Source organism: Bacteroides sp. AF20-13LB (assembly GCF_003603065.1).
In the GTDB taxonomy this organism is placed as follows: domain Bacteria; phylum Bacteroidota; class Bacteroidia; order Bacteroidales; family Bacteroidaceae; genus Bacteroides; species Bacteroides uniformis.
Window position 1 is genome coordinate 297549 of record NZ_QTMH01000003.1, and the last position, 25895, is coordinate 323443.

Below are 25895 nucleotides of genomic sequence, written 5' to 3' on the forward strand. Positions count from 1 at the left end.
ACCATTAAATAATGTACAATGAGAAAAACATTCTTGGAAAAGTGCATAAATCTGCGTTTATGCCGTGTTGCATTGGTACTTTTGTTTCTTGTACCTGCAATCAGTAGCCTGCAGGCTAATCCTTCTCAAAACAAGACCATTTCGGGTGTTGTGACATCGGCTACGGATAGTGAGCCGTTGATAGGTGTCAGCGTGCAGGTGAGAGAAACCGCTACGGGTGGAATTACCGACATTGATGGCCGGTATTCGGTAAGTGCCCAACAAGGACAGACACTGGTGTTTTCTTACATCGGTTATCAATCACAGGAAATCAAGGTAGGTACTTCTTCCGTCATCAATGTGGTGCTGAAGGAGGACACGGAAATGTTGGATGAAGTGGTTGTAGTGGGCTATGGTGTCCAGAAGAAGAAATTGGTGACGGGTGCCACTGTTCAGGTGAAGGGTGACGAAATAGCCAAGATGAATACAACCAATCCCTTGCAGGCTATGCAGGGACAGACACCGGGTGTAAGTATTGCTTCGACTTCCGGTCAACCGGGTGCTGACATGAAAGTGAGTATCCGTGGTCTTGGTACCGTGGGAAATAGTGCTCCTCTTTATCTGATTGATGGTGTGGGTGGTGATATTTCTACTTTGAATCCTGCCGATATTGAAAGTATAGATGTACTGAAAGATGCGGCTAGTGCGGCTATCTACGGTTCGGCCGGTGCTAATGGTGTAGTGCTTATTACTACCAAGCAAGGGCGCGAAGGTAAAGCGCAGATTAGTTTCGATGCTTATTATGGAATACAGAATGTAGCTCGTAAGGCTAATATGCTGAATGCAAAAGAGTATATGGCCATTATGGATGAGCAGGCTTTGAATAGCGGACTTTCGGCTTACGATTGGAGCCAATACCAGTCTATTTACGATGCCAATGGCAATGTGTATGATACGGATTGGGTAGATACTATGTTCAAAGATAATGCCACAACGGAGAGCTATACGCTGGGTGTCACTGGTGGAAGCGCAACTTCCACTTATGCCCTTTCGTTAGGATATATGAGTCAGGAAGGTATTGTCGGCGGTTCGGATGTGTCTAACTATTCGCGTTACAATTTCCGTGTGAACAGCGAGCACAAACTTTTCAAGGATATTTTGAAAGTGGGCGAGCAGGTGAGTTTTGTATATAAGATGAATAACGGTATCAGTGTAGGCAACCAATATAATAATACCTTACGCGGTGCATTCGGAACATCGCCTATCGCTCCTGTCTATAGCGATAATAATCTTTATGATTCGCCTTACAATGACACCAGTACCAGTGACTGGAATAAAGGTGATGGAAACCCTTATGGTTTAATGATGACCGACAGCAACAATGAGAACAAAACGGCTACTTTTTCCGGTAATGTTTATGCTGAATTGCAGCCTGTCAAGAATTTGAAGATAAAGTCTGTATTCGGTGTGGTTTATGGTTCCAGCGAATACCGTAGTTTCAAGCCTCTCTACAAGTTCAGCCAATATATATATAATGAAGAACGTACTACCGTATCTCAAAATGCCAATCACTCTTTGGGTATGACATGGACCAATACGGCTTCTTATGACTGGACTATGGGAGAACATTCGTTCAACGCCTTGCTGGGTATGGAAGCCTATCGTTACGAGGGCACTTATATCGAAGCTAAAAATGGTATGTTGAAAGAAGGTTTTGATGATTGGGAGCATGCTTTTGTGGGCAACGGAACGGCCTCCGATTCGACCAACGGCTTGGGTGCCAGTGGCAATCCGCATACCGAGAGCCGCAAGGTGTCCTATTTCGGCCGATTGGGTTGGAACTGGAAAGAAACTTATATGGTCAATGCTACTTTGCGTGCAGACGGTTCGAGCAACTTTGCCAAAGGCAACCGTTTTGGTTACTTCCCTTCGGTATCGGCAGGATGGACCATTACTAACGAAAAATTCATGGAAAGTACGCAAAACTGGCTCGACTTCCTGAAAATACGTGCCAGCTGGGGACAAGTGGGTAATGCCAACATTGACGCATTCCAATATCTGGCTCCTATCAAGAGTACCAATACACACTATCTTTTCGGCAGCGGTTACGGCGACTCGGATGCTGCGGCACAGCTCGGAACCAACTGGGGAGCTTACCCTAGTCGTCTGGCTAATGCTGACATCAAGTGGGAGACTTCACAGCAGACCAATATCGGTCTTGATGCCCGATTCCTCAACAGTCGCCTGGGTGTTAATTTCGATTTCTACATTAAAGATACTAAAGACTGGCTCGTGGTGGCTCCTATTCTTGCTACTGCCGGAGCAGGTGCTCCTTATATTAATGGCGGTGGAGTGAAAAACACCGGTGTGGAACTCAATCTTACTTGGAATGACCAAATAGGCAAAGACTTTAGTTACAATATCGGTATCAACGGTGCCTACAATAAGAATAAGGTCGGAGAGATTCCTAACGACGATGGTATCATTCATGGCTCTACCAACCAGTTGTATGACAATACTCCTGAATTCTATCGTGCCGAGAATGGTAAGCCTATCGGTTATTTCTATGGTTTCAAGACAGCAGGCATATTCCAAAACAATCAAGAAATAGAGGATTGGATTAAGGCTGGTAACGGTGTGCTGCAAGCTGACGTACAACCAGGTGACGTGAAGTTTGTGGACATCAACCATGACGGACGGGTGAACGAGCTTGACAAGACCGATCTTGGTAACGGTATTCCTGATTTCACTATGGGCTTCAATCTCGGTTTCAACTGGAAAGGACTTGATTTCTCTGTAGTGGCCAACGGTGCTTTCGGACAGCAGATTGTCCAGAGCTATCGTAACCATACCTCCAAGCAAGCCAATTATACTACTGCAATTTTAGGACGTTGGACAGGAGAGGGAACCAGCAATCGCATACCTCGTGTCACAGACCAGAATCTCAACTGGCAGTTCTCAGACCTCTATGTGCAGGATGGTGATTACCTGCGAATCAGTAACATTACTTTGGGCTACGACTTTGCCAAGCTACTGAGATGTAAGGTCATCAGTCAGTGTCGTATCTATGCTCAGGTACAGAATGCGTTCACATTTACCAAATATGACGGCATGGATCCGGAAATAGGTTATGGTCCCGAAGGAGATAACGGACAAGGTTGGGTGTCGGGCGTTGATTTAGGTTATTACCCCCGTCCCCGTACCGTATTGTTTGGTGTTAACTTGAAATTTTAAAATATAGACTGATATGAAGAAAAACAAAAATATATTTATGGCAAGTGTCCTGCTCCTGAGTTTGGGACTGGCTTCGTGTACCGACAGTTTTCTCGATGTTACGTCGAAGACTGAATCTTCAACCGGTACATTCTATAAGACTGAAAAAGATGCTTATCGTGCTCTGATAGGTTGTTATGATGGTTGGCGCCAGACTTCATCAGCCATGATGGTAGGGTTTTATATAGCTTCCGAGGTGATGAGTGCCGAGTGTTTTGGCGCTACCGGAAATGCCGATGGACGTGGCTATCAGGCCATTGACCGTTTTGACATCTCCCAATCGCCGGCTGACCTCAACCTATACGAAGGTGACTGGAAAAATTATTATGCGGGCGTCTATCGTTGCAACGAGCTGATAGCTCATGAAGAGCAGATTGTATGGAATGAATCGGATAGCAAACGTGGTATCTATATGGGCGAATGTCGTACGTTGCGTGCATTGCTTTATCTGGATATGGTTCGTTTATGGGGGAATATCCCACTCTTTCTGGAACCGGTAAACGAAAATCGCGCTCCTTCACCTGCCAAAGAGGTGTTCAGTGCCATATTTACTGACTTAAAATATGCTATCGAGAATATTCCCGGTGACGCTTATCCCAAGGCCGACTATACCAAGAACGACGGACATATTACAAAATATGCCGCCGAGGCTTTGCTGGCACGTGCCTATCTTTTCTATACCGGATATTACGGTGAAGAACCTGTAGAGGTGACTCGTGCCGAAGCTTTGGCTGCTGTAGAAGACGTAATCGCTTCAGGAGAATATGGTTTGGTACCGCAATTCAAGAATTTATGGCCGGCTTCTTCTGCAAAAGTGGCCGAAAAAGGAGACTATGAAACTTTGAAGGGTACATATGCCGGTGATGGAAACAAGGAAACCATTCTTGCGTTGAAATTTACCGCTACTCAGGATTATAACGGGAATAATGACTCCAACCGTTGGCAGGTGATGTTGGGTATGCGCCAGCTTAATGCTGCTCCCTATTGCAAGGGATGGGGCGCATTGACGGTAAATCCTGATTTTGTGGAAGCGTTTCCCACTGGTGACCTCCGCCGTTCGGCTTCTATCATTGATTTGGTAGGGGAAGGAATCACCGGTTCGGCCGACTTTACCACCAGTTTTAATGACTGGCGTGAATATACCGGCTATGCTGTGAAGAAGTATGCTCCCCTTTGCTATGCCGATGGAAGCCATGCCGGTAAGCAGGATGGTAGCGGTGACTTCCAGACACAGAACCGCCAAGACTACGTTATTATCCGTTATGCCGACGTATTGTTGATGGCCGCAGAACTGGGTAGCCCCAATGCGCAAACTTATTTCGACCAAGTGCGTAAGCGTGCTTATCAGGTTGATGACAACGGAACAGTATCGGCCAACTATCAAGCTAAGAGTGTGTCTCAACAAGCTATTATGGAAGAACGTCGTCTTGAATTTGCTTTTGAAAGCATTAATTATTGGGATCTCCTGCGTCAAGGTATAGACGTGGCAGCCGAGAAGCTCGCCTTGAATGGTGTCAAGGTGAAGAGTGGAGGCGCTGATGATGCAATAACCATACGGGTCGACCGTGTGAAAGCCACCAAAGGCTTGAGCCAGATTCCTTATAATCAAATTAACCTTTCACAGAGTGTACTTGTGCAGAATCCCGGATGGTGAGTACCATTAATAGAGTAAATAAAAAATAAAAACAATAAGATATGAGACTTAAATCATTCTTTTCCATATTGGCAGGAGCGGCTTTGATATTTTCCGCTTGCTCGCCCGAAGAGTACGAGATGGGGGCAAAAACCTATGTTTCCGATGATTTGGTGGAAGGTATCGCCTATACGGTGACCCCTGATGCCAATGATCCTAATACGATTCATCTGACTTCGCTCATCAAGGGAGCCACTCCCTTGTGGGTCACTCCAAGCGGTCCTTCTCAAAAGACCACTCTTGACTTGGCACTTCCTTTTGCCGGAGAATATAGCGTGACTTTCGGCGCTTCCACACCGGCAGGTCCGGTATATGGCGAACCATATACCTTCAAGGTAGAGACCAATAACTTTGCCATGCTCGAAGACCCTATCTGGGCTAACCTTGCTGGTGGAGTGGGCAAGAGCCGTAAGTGGGTTCCCATTGACAAGAACTTTGGTATTGGCCGTTGTTCGGGACCGGTGATGTACATGAGCCACACTGATGTGAAAAATGATGGAAGCAATATTACCGACCTTATGATTGGTAGCGCCAATTGGGCTCCCAACTGGGATCCGGGTATCCAATCGTGGCTCATTCCGGCAGACGACCCCTATTTCCAGTCGTACATCACTTTCGGCCTGGATGCTGTGAAAGGCTGTACGGTGGAACTTCATCGGGTGGCTGCTTCGGGCACGACGGATGCCACCGGAACTTTCAACTTGAATGTGTCTGACCCGAAACGCCCTGTCATATCTTTCTATGGCGGTACCTATTCATTGCATAACGAGGGTTTTGATGATGTCTGTTCCAACTATACCAACGACATCAAGATTATAGAATGTACTCCTTATCTGCTGCAGGTAGCTACGATGCGTACCAATAGCGAAGGTCCGTGGTGGCTGGTGTGGAACTTCATTTCCGAAGAGGCTTATAATGACCCCAGTATCATACCGACTGAAGATCCGGGTTTGCTTCAGCCTGCCGAAGTACAACAGCCTGCCATTGAAGATTTGGCAACCAAACTGTTCACTACTGAAATCAACGGTGTCACCTATGTGGGCAATGAGGCACGCTTCCTCATCAATGATGAAGAACCTTATGACTGGACATGGTGGAATGGTGGCTCTGCTGCTTGGGAAAGCGTAGTGAAGGGACAGTACGGTTCTTCATGGGCACCTGTGGCCGATGCTTCCATTGCCGACTATGAGCTGGTATTGAGCAGCACGGCCGATGGCTACAAATGGGATGACGGTACCAATGCCGGTAAGCTTGCCATTGAAGACGGCAAATTGAAATTTATGGATGCCGACGGCAATCCGGTTGAGATAACCGTCCTCACCGCTACCGGTGATAAGCGCACGGTGGAAGTGAAGGGAAGCGAGTTTACCGTAATGGCTTGCGATGTCACCAGCTCTTTCCAGATGGGTGTGCCTGCAACGACCAATGACAAGGGAGCCGTGGATTCTTATCTTTGTGCCAACCTCAACTACAAACCTATCGCTACCGGACCTACCGGGCCTACTGAAATCAAGGTAGACAACAGCAAGGTACAAATTCTTTTCGGTGACGGAAATCCCGATCGTTTGCGCTTGCAGTTCTACAATCCTTGGGGCGGTGGTGACGCGGGATGGCCGATCGACATCACGAAGGTGAAGTTGAAAAAGAACCAGACGCTGAAGATACAGTACAAAGTGCTGAGTGGAATCACTTGGAACGAGGGCGCGACTCCTAAGACCGTGATTATGGACAATAACATCGGAAATGCTTGGGAAGATGACTGCTACAACTTGGCTCATGCCGTGGCCTTTGATACTGCCGAAGGAGCTGTACAGACTGTGTCCGTGACCAATACCACCGGTGCCACTGTGACTTACGAAGGAAGCAGTTGTATCTGTATCGGTATCCAGAATAAGGGACTTGCTACTGTGGCTGCCACCGAAGACGGACAGCCGGATGTGAAGGTTGAGATAATTTCGATGACCATTGAATAACCACTTAAATGAATTTAGTATATATGAAGACAAAGATATATTTAGGAATACTTTCACTTGCACTGGGCCTTTCGCTGGCTTCGTGCAATGAAGATGACGACTATACTATCCACACCACCCCGATTCTGAACGAATCGTCGGTGGTGACGGGGTCGTCCGATGTGACCGCCACTACCGCTACACTCCATGCCACGCTCTCCGGGTTGGATGGCATGGATGCCGGAAGCTATAAGACCGGCTTCTTCTATGGTTTTGCGCAAGACAACCTGCCCGAGGACGTGCAGGCTGCTTATGACGGCAGCGCCTTCAGTGCTCAGTTGAACGGGTTGAACAATAACTCTACGCTCTATTATCAGGCTTATGTATGCTTGCAGGGTAAGGTGTATTACAAAGGTGAGGTGAAAAGCTTGCTCACCACCGATGCCAAGGTGGCTACTGCCGATGCCGCATCTGTCGACTTCGCCTCGGCTGTATTGGGTGGGACATTGACCGATGCTACGGCCGATGCTACTTGTGGTGTTGTTATCTCTACTTCATCCGATGTAGAAGCGGTTCGTGCAGGCCTTATAGTGAAGAGTGAGGAACTTAAGGACAGCTATTCATTCGTCCATGAAGGGTTGGTGCCCGAAACGCAATACTATTATGCGGCTTACCTCAATCTGGGTAGCGGCATTGTGTATGGTGAGGTGAAGAGCTTCACTACTCCTGCCTATGACTTCGATCTCGACAATGACCTTGTCGACCTGGGACTCTCCGTGAAGTGGGCTCGCTTCAATGTGGGTGCCAAGAGCGAGACTGGACTGGGTGGCCTTTTCGGATTCGGTGACCTGACCGGATGCAACAATAGCATCGACCCTGCCGACTATGCTTCGGCCGATACTTATAAAACGGCTTCCGACTTGGCTTTCCGTGCATTTCAAGGGCGTGCCACACTGCCTACTGCCGATGATTTCGAGGAACTCTTCACGTTGTGCCAGAAAGAGTGGACTGAGCAGAATGGAGTGACAGGTTTCAAGTTCACCGGTCCTAATGGTAATTCCATCTTCCTGCCTGCAGCCGGTACGCGTGTGGCAAACGATGTGACGGCGCTGGGTACTGAAGGATATTACCTCACCGGTACTGTCAACTCTTCCAATACAGAATTTGCGGTAGGTTACCAGTTTGCAGCTTCTGTCAATCACCGTATCACTGCCGCAGTTTATCAAGGTATGGCTGTACGCGCTGTTTCCACAGCCAAGAACGTACCGTTCAACAAGGCTCTGCTCTATCAGAAGTGGTATCTTGACAATGGCCAGGACGGTAAGCAGCACGTGTTTGAAGGACCTTTCACGCAGTGGGGTGTTACGGACAACTGGAGCACAGTTTCCAACGGACAACCCAACATTGAACAGCAGATTCATTGGGAGATGGGTACGGATAATGGCTGGATAGGTTATACTTACGGAAAGGACTATGGTTATATGGAGCTCAAGGAGGACGGTACGGTGAATATTCATCGTATTGCCGAAGACGGTACCGTGACCGATGAAACCGGTAAGTTTACGATTGACGAGGCGAATAAAGTGATTGACATCGACATAGATGTGCTTTGTGCCAATACTTGGATTGGCACGAAGAGTGGTAAGCTGAACATTCTGTCGTTGACTGCCGACGGCTTGCAGATTGCCCTGCCCGATGGCGACTATGGCTATTCGTTGAACTATTACAGCCAGGCCAAGGCCGATGCCGATGCGCAGGTTCCTGTATTGCTCAATATCGCCGATTCATCATGGGCAGGAAGTTGGGATGCACTGCTTGTAGCCATTTCACCCGAAGACTTGGCTGGACAGCACACGTTTGTTTTCGAGGGAACTTGTACCGATGCTATGGTGTTTACGCTTGACTTTGCCGGTATGGCGAAGCGCTATCCCAATTCGTTTGTACGCATTGACGACATCAAGCTGGACGGTACTTCCATCCGGTTTGATGCCAACCGCTTCTATTATGGCGACATTGAAGGAAACGGCAAGTACCGTGTTCAGTTGTTCAATGCTTATGGGGCGGGTTCTGTAGGCAATGCTGTTCCTCTCAGTCCGTTCAGCAATGTAGAAAATCAAGGTACCGAGCCTGCCATCCATTTCAAGGAGAAGCTTGAGATTGTCTGCACCGTCATTACCGACGGTACCGGTGCAGGTATTTATACGCCCAATCTGGTTACTGTCAATCCGGATTGGGGAAGTGCATGGGGATATAACGCAGGAGCTACGTTCGAGGTGAAATACGAGAACTTCCAGTACAGCCTTGTGGCTTCTCAGTTCGACATTAAGTACGAATCTGCCGACTATGCGGCAGGTTCCATCATGACCTTCGTTGAAGTGGCTGACATTTACAAGTATTTCCCCGGTTTACATGCCACACTTGACAACCTCTATCTGGATGGCAAGGAAGTGACATTTGATGCATCCAAAGTGCTCGATGCCAATGAATCCCCGAAGTATCGTCTGGAACTTTGGAATTGCTATGGGGCAACAAAGGATAAAGGGTGCGCTTTCGGTACTCCTGATGGTGATGTTATCAAGGAACTTGGTTTCAGCAGTTCTATGGAAGTGAAGTTCACGTTCCACACTCTTTTCTCTGTTCCTGAATGGTAAGAGGGATAGACGGAAATATACTGGTTAGATAGGAAATCCGGGATGCAGGCCATCCCGGATTTTTTGTTTTGCCCTCACCGGTGTGCATCGTTCTGATATAGATTGAAGAACCATAGAGAGAATAAAATAAAGGAGGTGGTCCGTAAGGCGGCGCTTTGATAGCTCTTTGCCTTGTACTTTGTTCGGACGGGATGGGTACTTATTGCGATAAACATAGTGATTTTATGGTATCTCCACTAAAGTGGTCCGCCTTGTTCATAGTAGTGAACAAATCAGCCCACTTAGGTGAACAAACTTGTTCACCTAAGTGGGCCGTTCATGAATCTTTGTACTGAACCGGACAGACAAAAGGGCGGAAGCGGAGAAAAGCAGGGGCTTTCTCTAAGATTGGCTGCTATTTTCCTTCGTAATCAAAGTATTCAAAGTCTGCATATGCTTTTGAGGTTTGAGAACCGGAGACGGCATACAATCCCAGCATGATTCCCGTAAAGCCACCGGCAGTTTCTGTACTGATATAGCGCGTATTCATTCGGCCCAGTTCTTTGAAGTCCTTTCCGTTTGTGGCATACTCGAACGAATAGATTTCGTTGCTGCCTTTTACACGGAGTTGTACTTTCCCCTGGGGCAGAATAACTTCCTTTTCCGTATGGGTCAATTCATTCAATTGGTAGCGCAATACTACAGCTTGTTTCCCGTCTGCCAATTGCTTGACTAATAAATCGTAATGGGACGATTCGAACATGTAGACCGTCAGGCCGGCTTCGTCGCCACTGGCGGCTTTTTTCAGTTGCATGGAAGTGGTGGCTGTGAAGTCGATATGTTCTTGCCGGCGGCCGGCAAAAGTAGGACTGCCTTTCCCGTTGTTCAGGTTTACGGGGGTTGCTTTCAGACGGAGGTTACCGGAAGCAAAGGTATAGTTTTCCGGATGATAGTTTCTGATATGAACCCATTCGGGACCTAATTTGCCGTTTTTGAAATCGGTGCGTGCAGGCTTGGGGGCAAGAGGATGTTGCGGTAGGGTTGGCACATCCATTTGCAGGGCTATTGTGCCATCTCCGTTTACTACCGGCCAGGCATTCTTGTCCCAGCGCACGGGAGCAAGGAACGTTTCGCGTCCCAGCAGGTGATGGTTGTCGCTTTGCGGACGGAAAGCGAGACACACCATCCACCACGAACCGTCAGGGGCTTGTATCAGGTCGGCATGGCCGGTTCCTTGTATCGGGCTGTTTTGTGCATTCTTGTTGATGTGGGTCAGGATGGGATTGGCGGGGTTCTCTTCGTACGGGCCGTCTATATCGCGGCTACGGGCTATTGTCACTTTGTGGCCGTATTCCGTGCCGCCTTCGGAAATCAGCAGATAATACCAGCCGTCTTTCTTGTAAATATGCGGCCCTTCAGGGTGCCGTCCGCCCGTGCCGTTCCAGATGCGTTTGGACTCGTTGAGTTGTTCGCCGGTTTTTGGGTTGATTTCGCACAGATAGATACCTACGCCCGGATTGCTGACGAGGTAACACTTGCCGTCTTCAAAATAGAGGGACGGGTCTATACCGCCTTGCTTGAGCCATACGGGTTCTGACCATTCGCCACGCGGGTCGGTAGTGTGTACAAGGAAGTTGCCTTTGTCGGACACGTTGGTGGTAATCATGTAGAATGTACCGCTGTTGTAGCGGATGGTAGGTGCATAGATTCCTCCCCATGGGCCGGCGTCGTGAAGCGGCAGTTGTGAGGGGCGCGTCAGGCAGTGTCCGATTTGTTCCCAGTTGATGAGGTCTTTGCTGTGGAACAACGGTACGCCCGGGAAATATTGGAAACTACTGTTGACCAGATAAAAGTCATCTCCTGCGCGGCAGATACTCGGGTCGGGATGGAAACCGGGAATAACGGGATTTTGATAACCTTGCCGGTTTTGTGAAAAGCAGGACAGGCTGAGCGCCAGTCCTAAAAGTAACATCATCTTTCTCATAAATACATTGTATTTTAAATAGTTTATCAGATATATGAATCAGGGTAGTTGAAGGAAGTGTTTATACACAAAAATAAAGTATTCTTTCGGTTCAAGCAAGCCGGATGTGTCTGATGTCATTCAATGATAACTTTTGAACCCTATTCGGAAACAAATGATACCGTTGCAGATAACATGGCATCGGTGTGTTTTCCGCCTTTTCCGCTACTTTTGCTCTCACTGATTTAACCATTATTTTTAATACGTAAAGACATGATGAAGAATATCATTGAAAAATTCCAAATTTGCCTGGTGCTGTCGGCACTGCTTTTCTCTTCTTTCGTTGCCGCATGTTCCGGCAATGATGATACTGTGACTCCAGAAATAACGATTCCCGCGAACATTCTGACGGATGGAATGACTTTCTCCAAGACCGGAGGAACAAGTACGCTGAACATCAAGTCGAACGTTGCATTGGAAGTTACCAGCAGTGCACCGGAGTGGTGTAAGGTTACTGCCGAAAGTTCTGCTTCGAGTAGTATTTTGAAGTATACCGTTATGGCAGAAGCCAATACGGACACGAGTGACCGTGAAGCCAAGGTAACGGTGAAAGCCGGAGGCAGCGAAGTAGGGAGCTTCACAGTGAAACAAACGGCTGCGGACGGATTAATCATATCCAACTCTACCTCTTTCGACCTGCCAGCTGCGGGAGGAGATGTTTCTGTAGTGGTGGAAACCAATGGTGACGTACAAGCCGTTTCCGATGTTTCTTGGATAAAGGCAGTCAATACCCGTGCCATGGAAGACAAGATTTTCAAGTTTACCGTCTCTCCCAATCCTTTGGGAGCGCGCGAAGGCCATATTTCTTTTACTTTGGGTAGCCTGACGGAGACTGTGACCGTAAAGCAGGGTGCGGGCGAAACCGGGAATATGGAAAGCGATGCCAGGACACTTGCCGCCAAGATGTATGCAGGTATCAATATCGGCAACACGCTGGAAGCTTGTGATAACAAGAACAAGATAGCGGGCGAAACGTTATGGGGAAATCCTAAAGTAAGCGAGGCATATGTCAAAGGGCTGAAGGCATTGGGATTTAATGCGGTACGCATCCCTTGTGCGTGGGATTATTACATTGTGAATCCATCGACCTATGAGATAGATGCTGTATGGCTCGACCGGGTGAGCGAAGTGGTGGGTTACTGTGTAGCCAATGATATGTATGCCATTGTCAATATCCATTGGGATGGCGGTTGGCTCGAAGAGAGTATCACTCATGGTTACAGCAGCGAAGTGGATGCCAAGCAGAAAGCTATCTGGACACAGATTGCCAATAAACTGAATGCTTATGACGAGCACCTGCTCTTTGCCGGATGTAACGAACCCGGACAGCAAGACCAGGGGAACGTTGGAACATCGGCAATAGATGTTATCTTGAAATATGAACAGACCTTCATTGATGCCGTGCGTGCCACCGGAGGAAATAATGCGAGCCGTTGTCTGATTGTGCAAGGCCCTTATACCAATATTGACAAGACGGTGAATGATTACACGATGCCCAAGGATGAGGTACCCGACCGTCTGATGGTGGAAGTTCACTTCTATGATCCCTATCAGTTCACCATGATGAACCATGACGAAACCTGGAGCAATGTATTCCTTTATTGGGGTAAGGATAATCATGTATCCGGTTCCATTCATAATGCCACCGGTTACGAAGAAGATTATGTGAAGCAGCAATTCCAGAAGATGAAAACGGCCTATGCAGATAAGGGAATTCCTGTGATTGTAGGCGAGTATAGCGCCATGAAGCGGACAAAAGAAGACAAGATAGAGGGGACTTCTGAACTTGCCTATCCTGATATTGACCAGGAGATGCATAACAAGAGCCGCGCCTATTGGAATGAGGTAGTCACCCGAGAGGCGAAAAACCACGGTTGTGTCCCCTTCTATTGGGAAACCGGCGGTGACATGAACCGTGGTACGGGTACGGCGAAGGAGGCTTATGCCATTGAGGGCATCATGAAGGGAGCCGCAGCCGGTCAATACCCTTACTGATTGAGTGGTGGATAGAATAAAAGACAGTTTTTAAAAGTATCATACAAATAGGTTTTATAGGTTACAAGGATTGTTGATATAGTTTTTTTTGATTGGTTACGGAGAAGTATGTCCGCGAGGGATATGCTTCTCCTTCTTTAAAAATCCTTGCCTTTTCTTGCTTTTCTGTTCGTTTTTCACTTCATTTGCAATAAAAATAACTTCCCTTAGCTCTGATAGTATGAAAAGACTGCAACTACTGCTCTTGTGGGTTTGGATGGTATGTTTCTCTGCTGCTTCACACGACTACATGTTTAAACATTTGGAAGTGAAAGACGGACTTTCCAATAATCAGGTTAATGCTATTTATAAAGATTCAAACGGATTCATGTGGTTTGGTACAGCTTCGGGGCTGAATCGCTATGATGGTTACAATATAAAGATTTATCGCAGCCAGAAAGATGATGAGAAATCTCTTCCCGATAGTTATGTCGAGGATATACAAGAAGATACGTCCGGTAATTTGTGGATACGTACGGGAGGTGGGTATGCCATTTACAACTCGGCTTCCGATGTTTTTGACCGTAATGTGGAAGCCTGGATGTGGAACATCGGTCTGACCGGAAATCCTTCACTTATCTATATTGATAAGGAAAAGACTTTCTGGATCTATATTAATGGTAAAGGTGTTTACAGCTATAGAGAGGAACAGAAAAATGCCGTAGCAGTAAAGGGGGCGGATGAACTGCTTGCGAAAGCCGAAGTGTCCGACATGAAAGAATGCGGCGAAGGAATCCTGCTGGTTCTGAGTAACGGTATCTTGGCTTGTATAGATGAGGAAAAGCAAAATATCAAGTGGACCAATCCGGACATTGCCGAAGATTGCAGGGAAGTAAAGAATGCTACCTTTGATTTGTTTGTCGACCATAGTGGGCGGGCGTGGATATTCAGTGTGGAGGGGATGTGGATTTATAGCCTTTCTCAGAAGGTTTGGGAACAGCGTTCTCCCCGAACGGACACCTACAATACCGTACGTGCAGTGGCACAGGATAAATACGGATGTATATGGGTAGGCAGGGATCAGGATGGCATTGAATTGATAGAACCGGCGGGACGGAAAATCCGTCTGGCGAACGATCCTAATAACGGGCGTACTCTGTCCAACAATACAATAACGGCTCTTTATGAAGATGAGGCCGGTACGATGTGGGTGGGAACCTACAAGAAGGGCGTCTCTTTCTATAATGAAAGTGTCTTCAAATTCGGCATTGCCGATGTAGGCGACATCAATTGTGTGGAGGACGGAGGCGGTGATATCGTATGGGTGGGGACCAACGACCGCGGGTTGATTCGCTGGAATAGCGTGACGGATGAACGTATGTTTTTTTCGCATACGGCAGATCCCCGCTCTATCTCGAGTGATGTCATAGTCTGCCTTCTTCGGGACAGTAGCGGCAGAGTGTGGGCTGGTACTTTCTGGGGCGGACTGAATTGTTATGATGGAAACCGCTTTATCCATTACCGGTCCCGTAAGGGAGACAGTAACTCGCTGGTCTATGACAATGTATGGGCATTGGCAGAAGATGCGGACAAAAATATCTGGATCGGTACGTTGGGGGGAGGATTGCAATGCCTGAATCCTCAGACGGGGATATTTACCACCTATTCTACAGGTAATTCAAACCTTGTGTCGGACTATATCTCATCCCTCTGCATCAGCTGTGACAATAATCTGATTATCGGTACTTCGGCAGGGATGGCTTTCATGGACCTGAGGACCGGCGAGATTACAAATTTTGCAGGTACAAAATCGGGTAAGACCAGACTTTCCAACCAAAATATCAATCAAGTTTACGAAGATAGTCGCGGTTTGTTATGGATAGCCACGCGTGAAGGCTTGAATGTATATGACAGCAAACGGGATGAATTGTACGAAGTGCCTATCAAACCCGGTTTCTCCAAACTATTGATATTAGGTATTACGGAAGATGAAAACAAAAGTATATGGATCAGCACCGGAGGAGAACTGATAAACGTGGTGTTGTCCGTTGACAGCAAGACGGAGCAGCCTGTGTTCCGTTGCTATACCTATAATGACAAGGACGGGTTGCAGAGTTGTGACTTCAACCAGCGTTCCCTCAAACGACTGCATACGGGCGAGATTGTAGTGGGAGGACTGTATGGGCTGAATCGCTTCCAGCCGGGCAACATAAAGTATAACCGTACGTTGCCCAAGGTCATGTTTACCGGTTTCCAGTTGTTCAATGAAGACGTGAAGGTGGGCAAGGAGTATGCAGGACGTGTCATCTTGAAGGAAGCTTTGAATGAAACAGAAGAAGTTGTCTTGGCTTATAAGCAGAATGTGTTCACGGTGCTGTTCGCGTCGGACAATTTCGTGCTGCCCGAAAAGACACAGTATTTCTATAAATTGGAAGGGTTTAATGAGAACTGGCTGACGAGTATGTCCGATATGCATCGCGTTACCTATACCAATTTGGCTCCGGGAACTTACATCTTAAGAGTGAAGGCTACAAACAGTGACGGATATGCGGGTACTGAAGAGGCTTCTTTGAAGATTGTCATTCTTCCACCTTTCTGGATGACTCCGTGGGCATATATTGTTTATGCCCTTCTGATAGTAGGAGTTGTCTTCTTTTCACTGTATGTCGTACAACGAAGGGAACGCAATAAGTTCAGAATCCGCCAGATAGAGGAAGATGCGAAGAAGAAGGAGGAGTTGAGCCAGATGAAATTCCGCTTCTTTACGAATGTCAGCCATGAGTTGCGTACGCCGCTTACGCTGATTATATCGCCGATGGAAAGTATGATGAAGGAGATTACGGACGAAAAGCTGCATGGCAAGCTGCAACTGATGTACCGCAACGCACAGCGTTTGTTGAATCTGGTCAACCAATTGCTCGATTTCCGTAAGAATGAGATGGCAGGACTGCATCTCACCTTGTCCGAGGGAGATATAGTGGCGTATGTGCGTAGCATCTGTACTTCTTTCCTGATGCTTTCTGAAAAGAAACATGTGCATCTGACATTCTTTTCGGCCATGGAATCGCTGAATATGTCATTCGACGAGGATAAAATTGGTAAAGTTGTGATGAATCTTCTGTCCAATGCTTTCAAATTTACTCCGGACGGGGGACGTGTGGATGTGGCATTGGAAATGTCGAAAGAGATGTCCGGAAGATTGCTGATAAAGGTATCGGATACCGGTGTCGGTATCAGGGATGAAGACAAGGAGCGGATTTTTGAACGTTTCTATCAGGTGGAGCAGGAAGAACCGGAGCACCAGTCAACGGGTAGCGGTATTGGCTTGAGCCTGGTACGCGACTTTGTGACGCTGCATGAGGGTACGGTGCGCGTTGTCGACAATGTGGGTTCCGGTAGTGTGTTTCTGGTTGAGCTCCCGGTTAAACATGTACGTGTAAGTCCTCCCAAGCCTGCACCGCTTACAGAAGAGGTGGAAGAGCATGAGGAACTTTTGCCGGGTATGGAAGAGGAAGCGCTTTCGGTTGATTTGCTGGACGATATGGAGGATAATGAAGATGAAAAAGAAAAGCCGTTGGCCCTGATTGTGGATGATAATGAAGATTTGGTTGCCTTCATGAAAGATAGTCTGAGCTTGTATTTCCGTATACAGTCAGCTTCCAATGGTCGGGAAGCTTGGCAGAAAATATCGGAACTGATGCCGGATATTATTGTCAGCGACGTAATGATGCCCGAGATGGATGGGAATGAATTGTGCCGCTGGGTGAAGACCGATAAACGCACGAGTGACATTCCGATGATATTGCTCACTGCACGGCAGGCTGTGGAAGATAAAGTGGAGGGGTTGACCATCGGTGCGGATGATTATGTGACGAAACCTTTCAATGTGGAAATCCTTATTCTGCGTATGCGCAAGTTGATTGACCTGAGCAAGAAGCGCAAGGCAAAGTCGCTCATTGACCCCGAACCAAGTGAAATAGCCATTACTTCGTTGGATGAAAAGCTGGTGGAAAATGCCATCAAATATGTGGAGGCGAACATCGGTCGGTGTGACTTGTCCGTAGAAGAGTTGAGTCGGGGGTTGGGTATGAGCCGGGTACATCTTTACAAGAAACTCTTGCAGATAACCGGTAAGACACCTATTGAATTTATCCGTGTCATCCGTCTGAAAAGAGCGGCGCAGATGCTGCGCGAGAGTCAGCAAAATGTATCGGAGATAGCGTATCAGTTGGGCTTTAACAACCCCAAGTATTTCAGCAAATATTTCAAGGATGAATTCGGTGTTTTGCCCTCTGTTTATCAGGAAAGAGAGGGTAGATAACAAAAGATACCCCTTACGGAAACATATTGTCTTTTAGGGTAATCAAAAGCGCCCTTTTGTTTCAACATCGGGAGGACTCGTTTTTGAAGTAAACTTTCTATTTTTGCATTGGAGAAAATTCACTTTAAAAACAGTAATATGAAATTGAAAAACACTTCAGTTTATTTGCTTGCCGGATGGATGCTCGCCGCATGTTCCGGAGGCGGATTCCAAAAGACCGAGAACGGTGTTGTTGTGGAAGTCAAGCAGCAGCAACCGACGGATGTGCGTAAAGTAAGATTAGAAGTAATGGGCGAGAAGCTCATTCATGTATCGGCTACTCCTGAGAAGGAATTTTCAAAGGAGCAGAGTCTCATTGTGATCCCTCAACAGAATAAGACCGACTTTAAGGTCGAAGAGCAGGGCGATGAAGTGACTGTCAAGACATCGGAATTATGTGCCATTGTGTCCAAGACAACGGGTGAGGTACGCTTCACGGATGCCGACGGCAAGCAGATTCTGGCTGAAGACTCTGACGGGCGGACCTTTACTCCGGTGGAAGTGGAAGGTACGAAAGGATATACAGTACGTCAGGTATTCCAGTCGGCAGGCAATGATGAGGCTTTCTATGGCTTGGGCCAGCACCAGGCGGATGAGTTCAACTATAAAGGTAAGAATGAGGAACTGTTCCAGTACAATACAAAGGTGTCTGTACCCTTCATCGTGTCTAATAAAAACTACGGTGTGCTTTGGGACAGCTATTCGCTCTGCCGTTTCGGTGACCCGCGTGACTACTCACAACTGGGTGATGTCTTCAAACTTTATGATAAAGAGGGCAAGGAAGGTGCTTTGACCGGTACATATATTCCGGGCAAGAAAGACGTGGAAACCCTTGTACGTCGTGAGGATTCTCTTTATTTTGAACATCTGGACCGTGCCGCACATCTGAGTAAGGTGGTTAATTTGCCTGCGGAGTTCCCGTTCGGAGGGTCCGACGTAGTTTATGAGGGAGAAATAGAACCGGCAGAAAGCGGCTTGTTCCGCTTCATCCTTTACTATGCAGGCTACATGAAAGTATATATTGATAATGAATTGGTGGTTCCCGAACGTTGGCGTACGGCTTGGAATCCTAACAGTTATAAGTTTGCTGTTAATCTGGAAGCGGGCAAGCGCGTTCCGTTGAAGATAGAGTGGAAGCCTGATGCCGGTGTTTCTTACTGCGGTCTGCGGGTATTGAGTCCGGTGGCTGATGAAGAACAGAACAAACTCTCTTGGTGGGGTGAAATGCAGAATGAAATAGACTACTACTTCGTTTATGGTGATGATATGGACGATGTGATTAGCGGCTACCGTACATTGACAGGTAAATCCCAGATTATGCCGAAATGGGCGATGGGTTACTGGCAGAGCCGTGAGAAGTACAATACGCGTGAGGAGGTTCTCTCCACCTTGAAGGAATTCCGTGAACGTCAGATTCCTATCGACAATATCGTAATCGACTGGCTGCACTGGAAGCAGAATGCATGGGGAAGCCATGAGTTCGACCCTGAACGTTTCCCCGACCCGAAAGGAATGGTCGACTCCATCCACGCCATGAACGGACGTCTGATGATTTCCGTATGGCCCAAGTTCTATGCTACGACCGAACACTTCAAGGAATTTGACGAAAAAGGTTGGATGTATCAGCAGGCTATCAAAGACAGCATCAAAGACTGGGTCGGTCCTGGCTATCTGGGCTCTTTCTATGACGCATACGATGCCGATGCACGCAAGCTCTTCTGGAAGCAGATGCAAGACCACTACTATCCTCTGGGTGTTGACGCTTGGTGGATGGATGCCAGCGAACCGAACATACGCGACTGTACGGATTTGCAATACCGCAAGGACCTTTGCGGTCCGACAGCACTCGGCCCCTCTGCCAAGTTCTTCAATGCATACGCACTGATGAATGCAGAAGCTATCTATGACGGACAGCGCGGCGTGGAACCGGACAAGCGCGTCTTCTTGTTGACACGTTCCGGCTTTGCAGGATTGCAGCGCTATTCTACCGCCACCTGGAGTGGTGACATCGCTACCCGTTGGGAAGATATGAAAGCGCAAATCTCTGCCGGCTTGAACTTTGCTGTCAGCGGTATCCCTTATTGGACTATGGACATCGGTGGATTCTGTGTAGAGAACCGTTATGTGGCTGGTCAGATGGAATTCAACAAGACCGGACGTGAAAATGCCGATTATAAGGAATGGAGAGAGTTGAATGCCCGTTGGTATCAGTTCGGCGCTTTCTGCCCGTTGTTCCGTGCACACGGCCAGTATCCGTACCGTGAGGTTTGGAACATTGCTCCGGCAGGACATCCGTGCTACAACTCCATCGTTTACTATACGAAGTTGCGTTACAACATGATGCCGTATATCTATTCTTTGGCTGGTATGACTTACTTCAATGATTATACCATCATGCGTCCGCTCGTAATGGACTTCACAGCTGATGCAAATGTCAACAATATAGGTGACCAGTTTATGTTCGGTTCTGCCCTGATGGTGGCTCCGGTTTACGAATACGGTGCACGCAGCCGCGAGGTTTATTTCCCGGTAAGCTGCGGTTGGTATGATTTCTACTCCGGTAAGTATGTGAACGGTGGCCAGAAGTTGACAGTGGATGCTCCTTATGAACGTATTCCGCTCTACGTTTGCGAAGGTGCCATTGTACCTTATGGTCCGGATATGCAATACAGTGATGAAAAACCGGCTTCGGAAATCACTCTCTATGTTTATACGGGTAAGGACGGCGCGTTTACGCTCTATGAGGATGAAGGTGTGAACTATAACTACGAGAAGGGACAATATGCCACTATACCGTTTGCCTATAACGATGCTGAGGGTACACTGGTTATCGGCGACCGTACGGGTGACTTCCCCGGTATGCTGAAGGAACGTACTTTCAATGTGGTGAAGGTAAGCAAAGACCAGCCGCAACCGTTCGATTTGAAGGCGAAAGGCATAACGGTGAAGTATGACGGAAAAGCACAAACCGTAAAATTATAATCAGAATGATAGACGACGGTGCCAGGGAGAGAAATCTTCCCGGTACCGTTCTCGTCGTTCCTCGGTGCCGAACGATGCCTTCCCCGGTGCCAGGAACTTCCCTACTTCTGAATAGCTGTGAGAGAGGAATAGGCACTCGATAATCTTTTAGATATTTATTACTATGAATAAAATCATATTGTCTTTGGCCATCGGGCTGTCCCTGCTGGCCGGTTGCAATGCTCCTAAAGAGGTAGCTGGCGATGACCGTAGCTTGGATTTTACTGCCGACTGGGCCTTTCGCTTGGGAGACGATACGGCGGCAGCCCGTCCGGATTATAATGACGCAGACTGGCGGAAACTGAACTTACCCCACGATTGGGCCATTGAAGGAGAATTCAGTAAAGACAATCCTTCGGGAACGGGTGGAGGTGCACTGCCTGGTGGTATAGGCTGGTATCGCAAGACTTTTACTGCCGATAAGGCCGATGAGGGCAAACGCTATCGCATAGATTTCGATGGTGCCTATATGAACTCCACCGTTTATATCAATGGCCATGAATTGGGGACACGTCCCTACGGGTACATCTCGTTCAGTTATGACCTGACTCCCTATATCAAGTGGGGAGTGGAGAATGTGTTGGCGGTTCGTGTGGACAATGCCGAACAGCCCAATTCGCGCTGGTATTCCGGTTGCGGCATCTACCGTAATGTATGGCTGACAAAGCTGAATCCAGCTCATATAGCGCAATGGGGTACCTATGTTACGGCAGAAGATGTGTCGAAGAACAGTGCCCAGTTGAAGATACGCACCAAACTACAGTACGATGCAGAAGCACAGATGGCCGATGTCGTCCTGCAATCCCGGTTAGTGGATGCTGACGGCAATGCGGTGGGTGAGGCTGTGTCGGAAGCGCAGTTGATGCCTCTTACTCCGGCAGAAGTGGAGCAGGAGATACACTTGAAGAATCCCCGTCTTTGGAGTATTGATACGCCCTATATGTATAGGGTAGAAAGCATCCTCAAGGATAAGCAGACCGGCGAGGTACTCGACCGTTACTATACTCCTACCGGCATCCGTACTTTCCGCTTCGATGCACAAAAAGGATTTATCCTGAATGGTGAACAAGTGAAGATAAATGGTGTCTGCATGCATCATGACTTGGGTTGCCTGGGAGCTGCGGTGAATACGCGCGCCATCGAGCGCCAGTTGGAGATTCTGAAAGAAATGGGTTGCAACGGCATCCGCTGCTCCCATAATCCTCCCGCACCGGAGTTGCTCGACCTTTGCGACCGTATGGGCTTCATCGTGATGGACGAGACCTTTGATATGTGGCGCAAGAAAAAGACCCGCCACGATTATTCACGCTATTTCAACGAATGGCACGAACGCGATTTGACTGACCTTATCGTGCGTGACCGCAATCATCCTTCCATCTTCATGTGGAGCATCGGCAACGAAGTGCTGGAGCAGTGGACGGATGCCAAAGCCGACACCTTGAGTCTGGAAGAGGCCAATCTGGTCTTGAACTTCGGTCACAGTGCGGATATGCTGGCAAAGGACGGAGAAATGTCCGTCAACTCACTGCTGACAAAGAAACTGGCGGATATGGTGAGAAAGCTCGATGCCACGCGCCCCGTGACGGCAGGCTGCAACGAGCCGAACCCGAACAATCATTTGTTCCGTTCCGGTGCGCTCGATATAATCGGTTTTAATTACCATGACAATTGGTTTGCAGGTGTTCCTCAGAACTTCCCCGGCAAGCCGTTCATCGTGACGGAAAGTGTTTCCGGCCTGATGACACGCGGTTACTACCGAATGCCGAGTGATTCGATGTTTGTCTGGCCCGCACGTTGGAATAAGCCTTTCTATGATGCCTCGTTCTCTTGCTCCTCCTACGACAACTGTCATGTTCCTTGGGGCAACCGTCACGAAGGTACTATGCGTCATGTGAAGAACAACGACTTTATCAGTGGACAATACGTCTGGACGGGCTTCGATTATATCGGTGAGCCTACTCCTTACGGTTGGCCGGCACGCAGCTCTTACTTTGGCATTATCGACTTGGCCGGTTTCCCGAAGGATGTCTACTACATGTATCAGTCCGAGTGGCGTCCGGATAAGGCGGTGTTGCATCTTTTCCCGCATTGGAATTGGACGGAGGGACAAGACATCGATTTGTGGGCATATTATAACAATGCCGACGAAGTGGAGCTTTTCGTGAATGGAAAATCGCAGGGTGTGCGCAGCAAGGGAAAAGACGATTTCCACGTCATGTGGCGCGTGAAGTATGAGCCGGGTACGGTAAAGGCTGTTTCCCGCAAGGAAGGAAAGACTGTGGCCGAGCAGGAAATCCGGACAGCGGGCGAACCTGCGCAGATTCGTCTCAGCCCCGACCGCAGTACCATTCAGGCAGATGGCAAAGACTTGAGTTTCATTACGGTTGAGATTCTGGACAAAGATGGAAATTTGTGTCCGAATGCCGAAAACGATGTGACCTTTGCCGTAGAAGGTGCCGGCTTCATTGCTGGAGTGGATAACGGAAGCCCCATCTCTATGGAGAAGTTCAAGGACAACCACCGCAAGGCTTTCTACGGAAAGTGCCTGGTGGTACTGCAGAACAACGGTGAACCGGGTGGTGTCAAGGTGACGGCTACGGCTGATGGACTGGAGAAGGCGACGACGGCGATTAAAGTTAAATGATAATTTGATGTGCTAATTGGCACATTAGCATATTAACCAATTAAGACATGAAGAATAAATTTTTAGCAACCTTATTTCTTGCATGCTCCATCAGTACCGTGTCTGCACAGACACCGGTCTATATGGACGATGCACAACCTATTGAAGCACGTGTAAAGGATGCTCTCAGCCGGATGACACTGGAAGAGAAGGTAGCCCTTTGCCATGCGCAGAGTAAATTCAGCAGTGCGGGTGTTCCGCGGCTCGGCATTCCCGAGCTTTGGATGAGCGACGGCCCTCACGGTGTCCGTGCCGAAATCAACTGGAATGACTGGGGATATGCCAACTGGACCAATGACAGCATTACCGCTTTCCCGGCTTTGACTTGTCTGGCCGCTACCTGGAATCCGGACATGTCTGCAAAGTATGGCAAGGCCATCGGTGAGGAAGCGCGCTATCGTGAAAAGGATGTGTTGCTGGGCCCCGGCGTCAACATCTACCGTACTCCGATGAACGGTCGTAATTTTGAATATATGGGCGAGGACCCTTATCTGGCCAGTGTGATGTGCGTACCTTACATCCAGGAGTTGCAGAAGAACGGAGTGGCAGCTTGTGTCAAGCACTATGCGCTGAACAACCAGGAACTGTGGCGCGGACATATTGATGTGAATCTTAGCGACCGTGCTCTGTATGAAATCTATCTGCCGGCATTCAAGGCTGCAGTAGAAGAGGGAGGTGCCTGGAGCATTATGGGCGCTTACAATAAGATTCGCGGCCAGCACGCCTGCCATAACGATTTCACACTGAACAAGATTCTGAAAGATGACTGGAAGTTCGACGGCTGTGTCATTACCGACTGGGGCGGTGCCCACGACACCTATGAAGCTGCCGTCAACGGTCTGGATATTGAAATGGGTTCTTACACCAACGGTCTGACGTCCGAGAGTGTATTTACCTATAACGATTATTACCTTGCCAGCCCTTACCTCCAGATGTTGAAGGATGGCAAAGTGCCGATGTCTACAATAGACGACAAGGCTTCCCGCATTCTTCGCTTGATATTCCGTACGGCGATGAACCGTCAGAAACCCTATGGTTCGGTAGCTACGGAAGAGCATTATGCCGCTGCCCGCGAGATAGGCAATGAGGGCATTGTGCTGTTGAAGAATGCTCCGGTGGTAAAGAAAGGTGCCCCGTTGCTGCCGATTGATGCAGCCAAGTATCAGAATATCCTGGTGGTGGGCGATAATGCCGTACGCTTGCTGAATCAGGGAGGAGGCTCTTCCGAACTGAAAGTGAAGGATATGGTATCTCCGCTGGATGGCTTGCGTGCCGCTTATGGCGATAAGGTAGCCTATGCGAAAGGCTATGCCGCCGGTCGTCCGATGTACGGCCGTGCAGATGAAATTCCGCAGAATGTGGTAGACTCACTCCGTGCAGAAGCCGTGGAAATGGCGAAAAAGGCAGACTTAGTGGTACTGGTAGGTGGATTGAACAAGAACCACTTTCAGGATTGTGAAGGTGGCGACCGTCTGGAATACGGCTTGCCTTTCGGGCAGGATGAACTGATTGAAGCTTTGCTGGGGGTAAACAAGAACCTGGTTCTGGTGCTTCTCAGTGGTAATGCGGTGGAAATGCCGTGGGTATCCCGGGTTCCTGCCATTGTGCAAGGCTGGTATTTAGGCTCCATGGGTGGCAAGTCTCTGGCTGACATCCTGAGTGGTGCGGTGAATCCAAGCGGAAAGTTGCCCTTCTCTTTCCCTGCCAAGTTGACGGATTGCGGTGCACATGCTTTTGATGAACTCAGTTATCCGGGCGACAGCATCAAGCAGGAGTATAAGGAGGATATTCTGGTGGGCTATCGTTGGCACGACACCAAGAAGATTCCGGCACTCTTCCCCTTCGGTCATGGCTTGAGCTATACTACCTTTACATATGGCAAACCGATGGCTTCTGCCAAGGCCATGGCTGCCGACGGTATGCTGACGGTGACAGTTGCCGTGAAGAATACGGGTAGCATTGCCGGAAAAGAGATTGTACAGCTTTATGTAGGCGATGATAAATGCAGTGTGCTTCGTCCTGTAAAGGAACTGAAACATTTTGCAAAAGTCGCTTTGGCGCCGGGCGAGGAGAAGAGCGTGACTTTCACCCTTACTCCGGATGATTTGAAGTTCTACGATGAGGCTTCCGCAGCTTGGAAGTACGAACCGGGTAAGTTCAAGGCATACGTTTGCGCTTCGTCTGCCGACGTCCGTGGTGTAGTTTCGTTCGAAATGCAATAATCTTATAATCAGTGCGTAACCACTGCAAAATCAGTGCAACTGTTTTGCAGTGGTACTGCATACCTTTTGCAGCGCTACTGCAATT

Annotated in this window: 10 protein-coding genes; 9 read left to right on the top strand and 1 reads right to left on the bottom strand. The window is 48.2% G+C overall.

Annotation, left to right across the window (positions count from 1 at the left end):
- Nucleotides 1-18 precede the first annotated feature (18 nt).
- From DWX62_RS04825 to DWX62_RS04840, 4 genes are read left to right on the top strand one after another with little or no spacing between them, the layout of a single operon-like run.
- Complete coding sequence (locus DWX62_RS04825; protein WP_005824407.1) at nucleotides 19-3213, top strand: TonB-dependent receptor; 3195 nt, start codon at nucleotides 19-21, stop codon at nucleotides 3211-3213.
- 13 nt (nucleotides 3214-3226) lie between these two features.
- Complete coding sequence (locus tag DWX62_RS04830) at nucleotides 3227-4906, top strand: RagB/SusD family nutrient uptake outer membrane protein (protein ID WP_009037356.1); 1680 nt, start codon at nucleotides 3227-3229, stop codon at nucleotides 4904-4906.
- Between the two features lie 41 nt (nucleotides 4907-4947).
- Entirely contained in the window at nucleotides 4948-6918 is a 1971-nt protein-coding gene (locus tag DWX62_RS04835) for a hypothetical protein (RefSeq protein ID WP_005824411.1), read from the top strand.
- 8 nt (nucleotides 6919-6926) lie between these two features.
- Nucleotides 6927-9548: a hypothetical protein gene (locus tag DWX62_RS04840; protein WP_057256747.1), complete on the top strand. Its 2622-nt coding sequence runs from the start codon at nucleotides 6927-6929 to the stop codon at nucleotides 9546-9548.
- Between the two features lie 394 nt (nucleotides 9549-9942).
- Here DWX62_RS04840 and DWX62_RS04845 read toward each other — a convergent pair whose 3' ends face one another.
- A complete protein-coding gene (locus tag DWX62_RS04845; RefSeq protein WP_057256746.1) occupies nucleotides 9943-11511 on the bottom strand; it encodes a glycoside hydrolase family 43 protein in 1569 nt (522 codons plus the stop codon).
- Nucleotides 11512-11763: 252 nt separating this feature from the next.
- Here DWX62_RS04845 and DWX62_RS04850 point away from each other — a divergent pair, with 252 nt between their 5' ends.
- From DWX62_RS04850 to DWX62_RS04870, 5 genes are all read left to right on the top strand, one after another.
- Nucleotides 11764-13545, top strand: a complete 1782-nt coding sequence (locus DWX62_RS04850; RefSeq protein ID WP_057256745.1) for a cellulase family glycosylhydrolase — start codon at nucleotides 11764-11766, stop codon at nucleotides 13543-13545.
- A gap of 220 nt (nucleotides 13546-13765) precedes the next feature.
- Entirely contained in the window at nucleotides 13766-17845 is a 4080-nt protein-coding gene (locus DWX62_RS04855; protein WP_207806017.1) for a hybrid sensor histidine kinase/response regulator transcription factor, read from the top strand.
- Nucleotides 17846-17983: 138 nt separating this feature from the next.
- On the top strand, nucleotides 17984-20866 hold the full coding sequence (locus DWX62_RS04860) for a TIM-barrel domain-containing protein (protein ID WP_120137831.1): 2883 nt from the start codon (nucleotides 17984-17986) through the stop codon (nucleotides 20864-20866).
- A 163-nt stretch (nucleotides 20867-21029) separates the two neighbouring features.
- Nucleotides 21030-23549, top strand: a complete 2520-nt coding sequence (locus tag DWX62_RS04865) for a glycoside hydrolase family 2 TIM barrel-domain containing protein (protein WP_120172618.1) — start codon at nucleotides 21030-21032, stop codon at nucleotides 23547-23549.
- Nucleotides 23550-23596: 47 nt separating this feature from the next.
- Nucleotides 23597-25810, top strand: a complete 2214-nt coding sequence (locus tag DWX62_RS04870; protein WP_120172619.1) for a glycoside hydrolase family 3 C-terminal domain-containing protein — start codon at nucleotides 23597-23599, stop codon at nucleotides 25808-25810.
- The last annotated feature ends 85 nt before the right edge of the window (nucleotides 25811-25895 follow it).

What these genes read in the sequence shown, in the direction of transcription:
- DWX62_RS04845 (WP_057256746.1), bottom strand. Translation starts at nt 11,511, where the DNA reads ATGAGAAAGATGATGTTACTTTTAGGACTGGCGCTCAGCCTGTCCTGC.
- DWX62_RS04840 (WP_057256747.1), top strand. Translation starts at nt 6,927, where the DNA reads ATGAATTTAGTATATATGAAGACAAAGATATATTTAGGAATACTTTCA.
- DWX62_RS04850 (WP_057256745.1), top strand. Translation starts at nt 11,764, where the DNA reads ATGATGAAGAATATCATTGAAAAATTCCAAATTTGCCTGGTGCTGTCG.
- DWX62_RS04835 (WP_005824411.1), top strand. Translation starts at nt 4,948, where the DNA reads ATGAGACTTAAATCATTCTTTTCCATATTGGCAGGAGCGGCTTTGATA.
- DWX62_RS04870 (WP_120172619.1), top strand. Translation starts at nt 23,597, where the DNA reads ATGAAGAATAAATTTTTAGCAACCTTATTTCTTGCATGCTCCATCAGT.
- DWX62_RS04855 (WP_207806017.1), top strand. Translation starts at nt 13,766, where the DNA reads ATGAAAAGACTGCAACTACTGCTCTTGTGGGTTTGGATGGTATGTTTC.
- DWX62_RS04860 (WP_120137831.1), top strand. Translation starts at nt 17,984, where the DNA reads ATGAAATTGAAAAACACTTCAGTTTATTTGCTTGCCGGATGGATGCTC.
- DWX62_RS04825 (WP_005824407.1), top strand. Translation starts at nt 19, where the DNA reads ATGAGAAAAACATTCTTGGAAAAGTGCATAAATCTGCGTTTATGCCGT.
- DWX62_RS04865 (WP_120172618.1), top strand. Translation starts at nt 21,030, where the DNA reads ATGAATAAAATCATATTGTCTTTGGCCATCGGGCTGTCCCTGCTGGCC.
- DWX62_RS04830 (WP_009037356.1), top strand. Translation starts at nt 3,227, where the DNA reads ATGAAGAAAAACAAAAATATATTTATGGCAAGTGTCCTGCTCCTGAGT.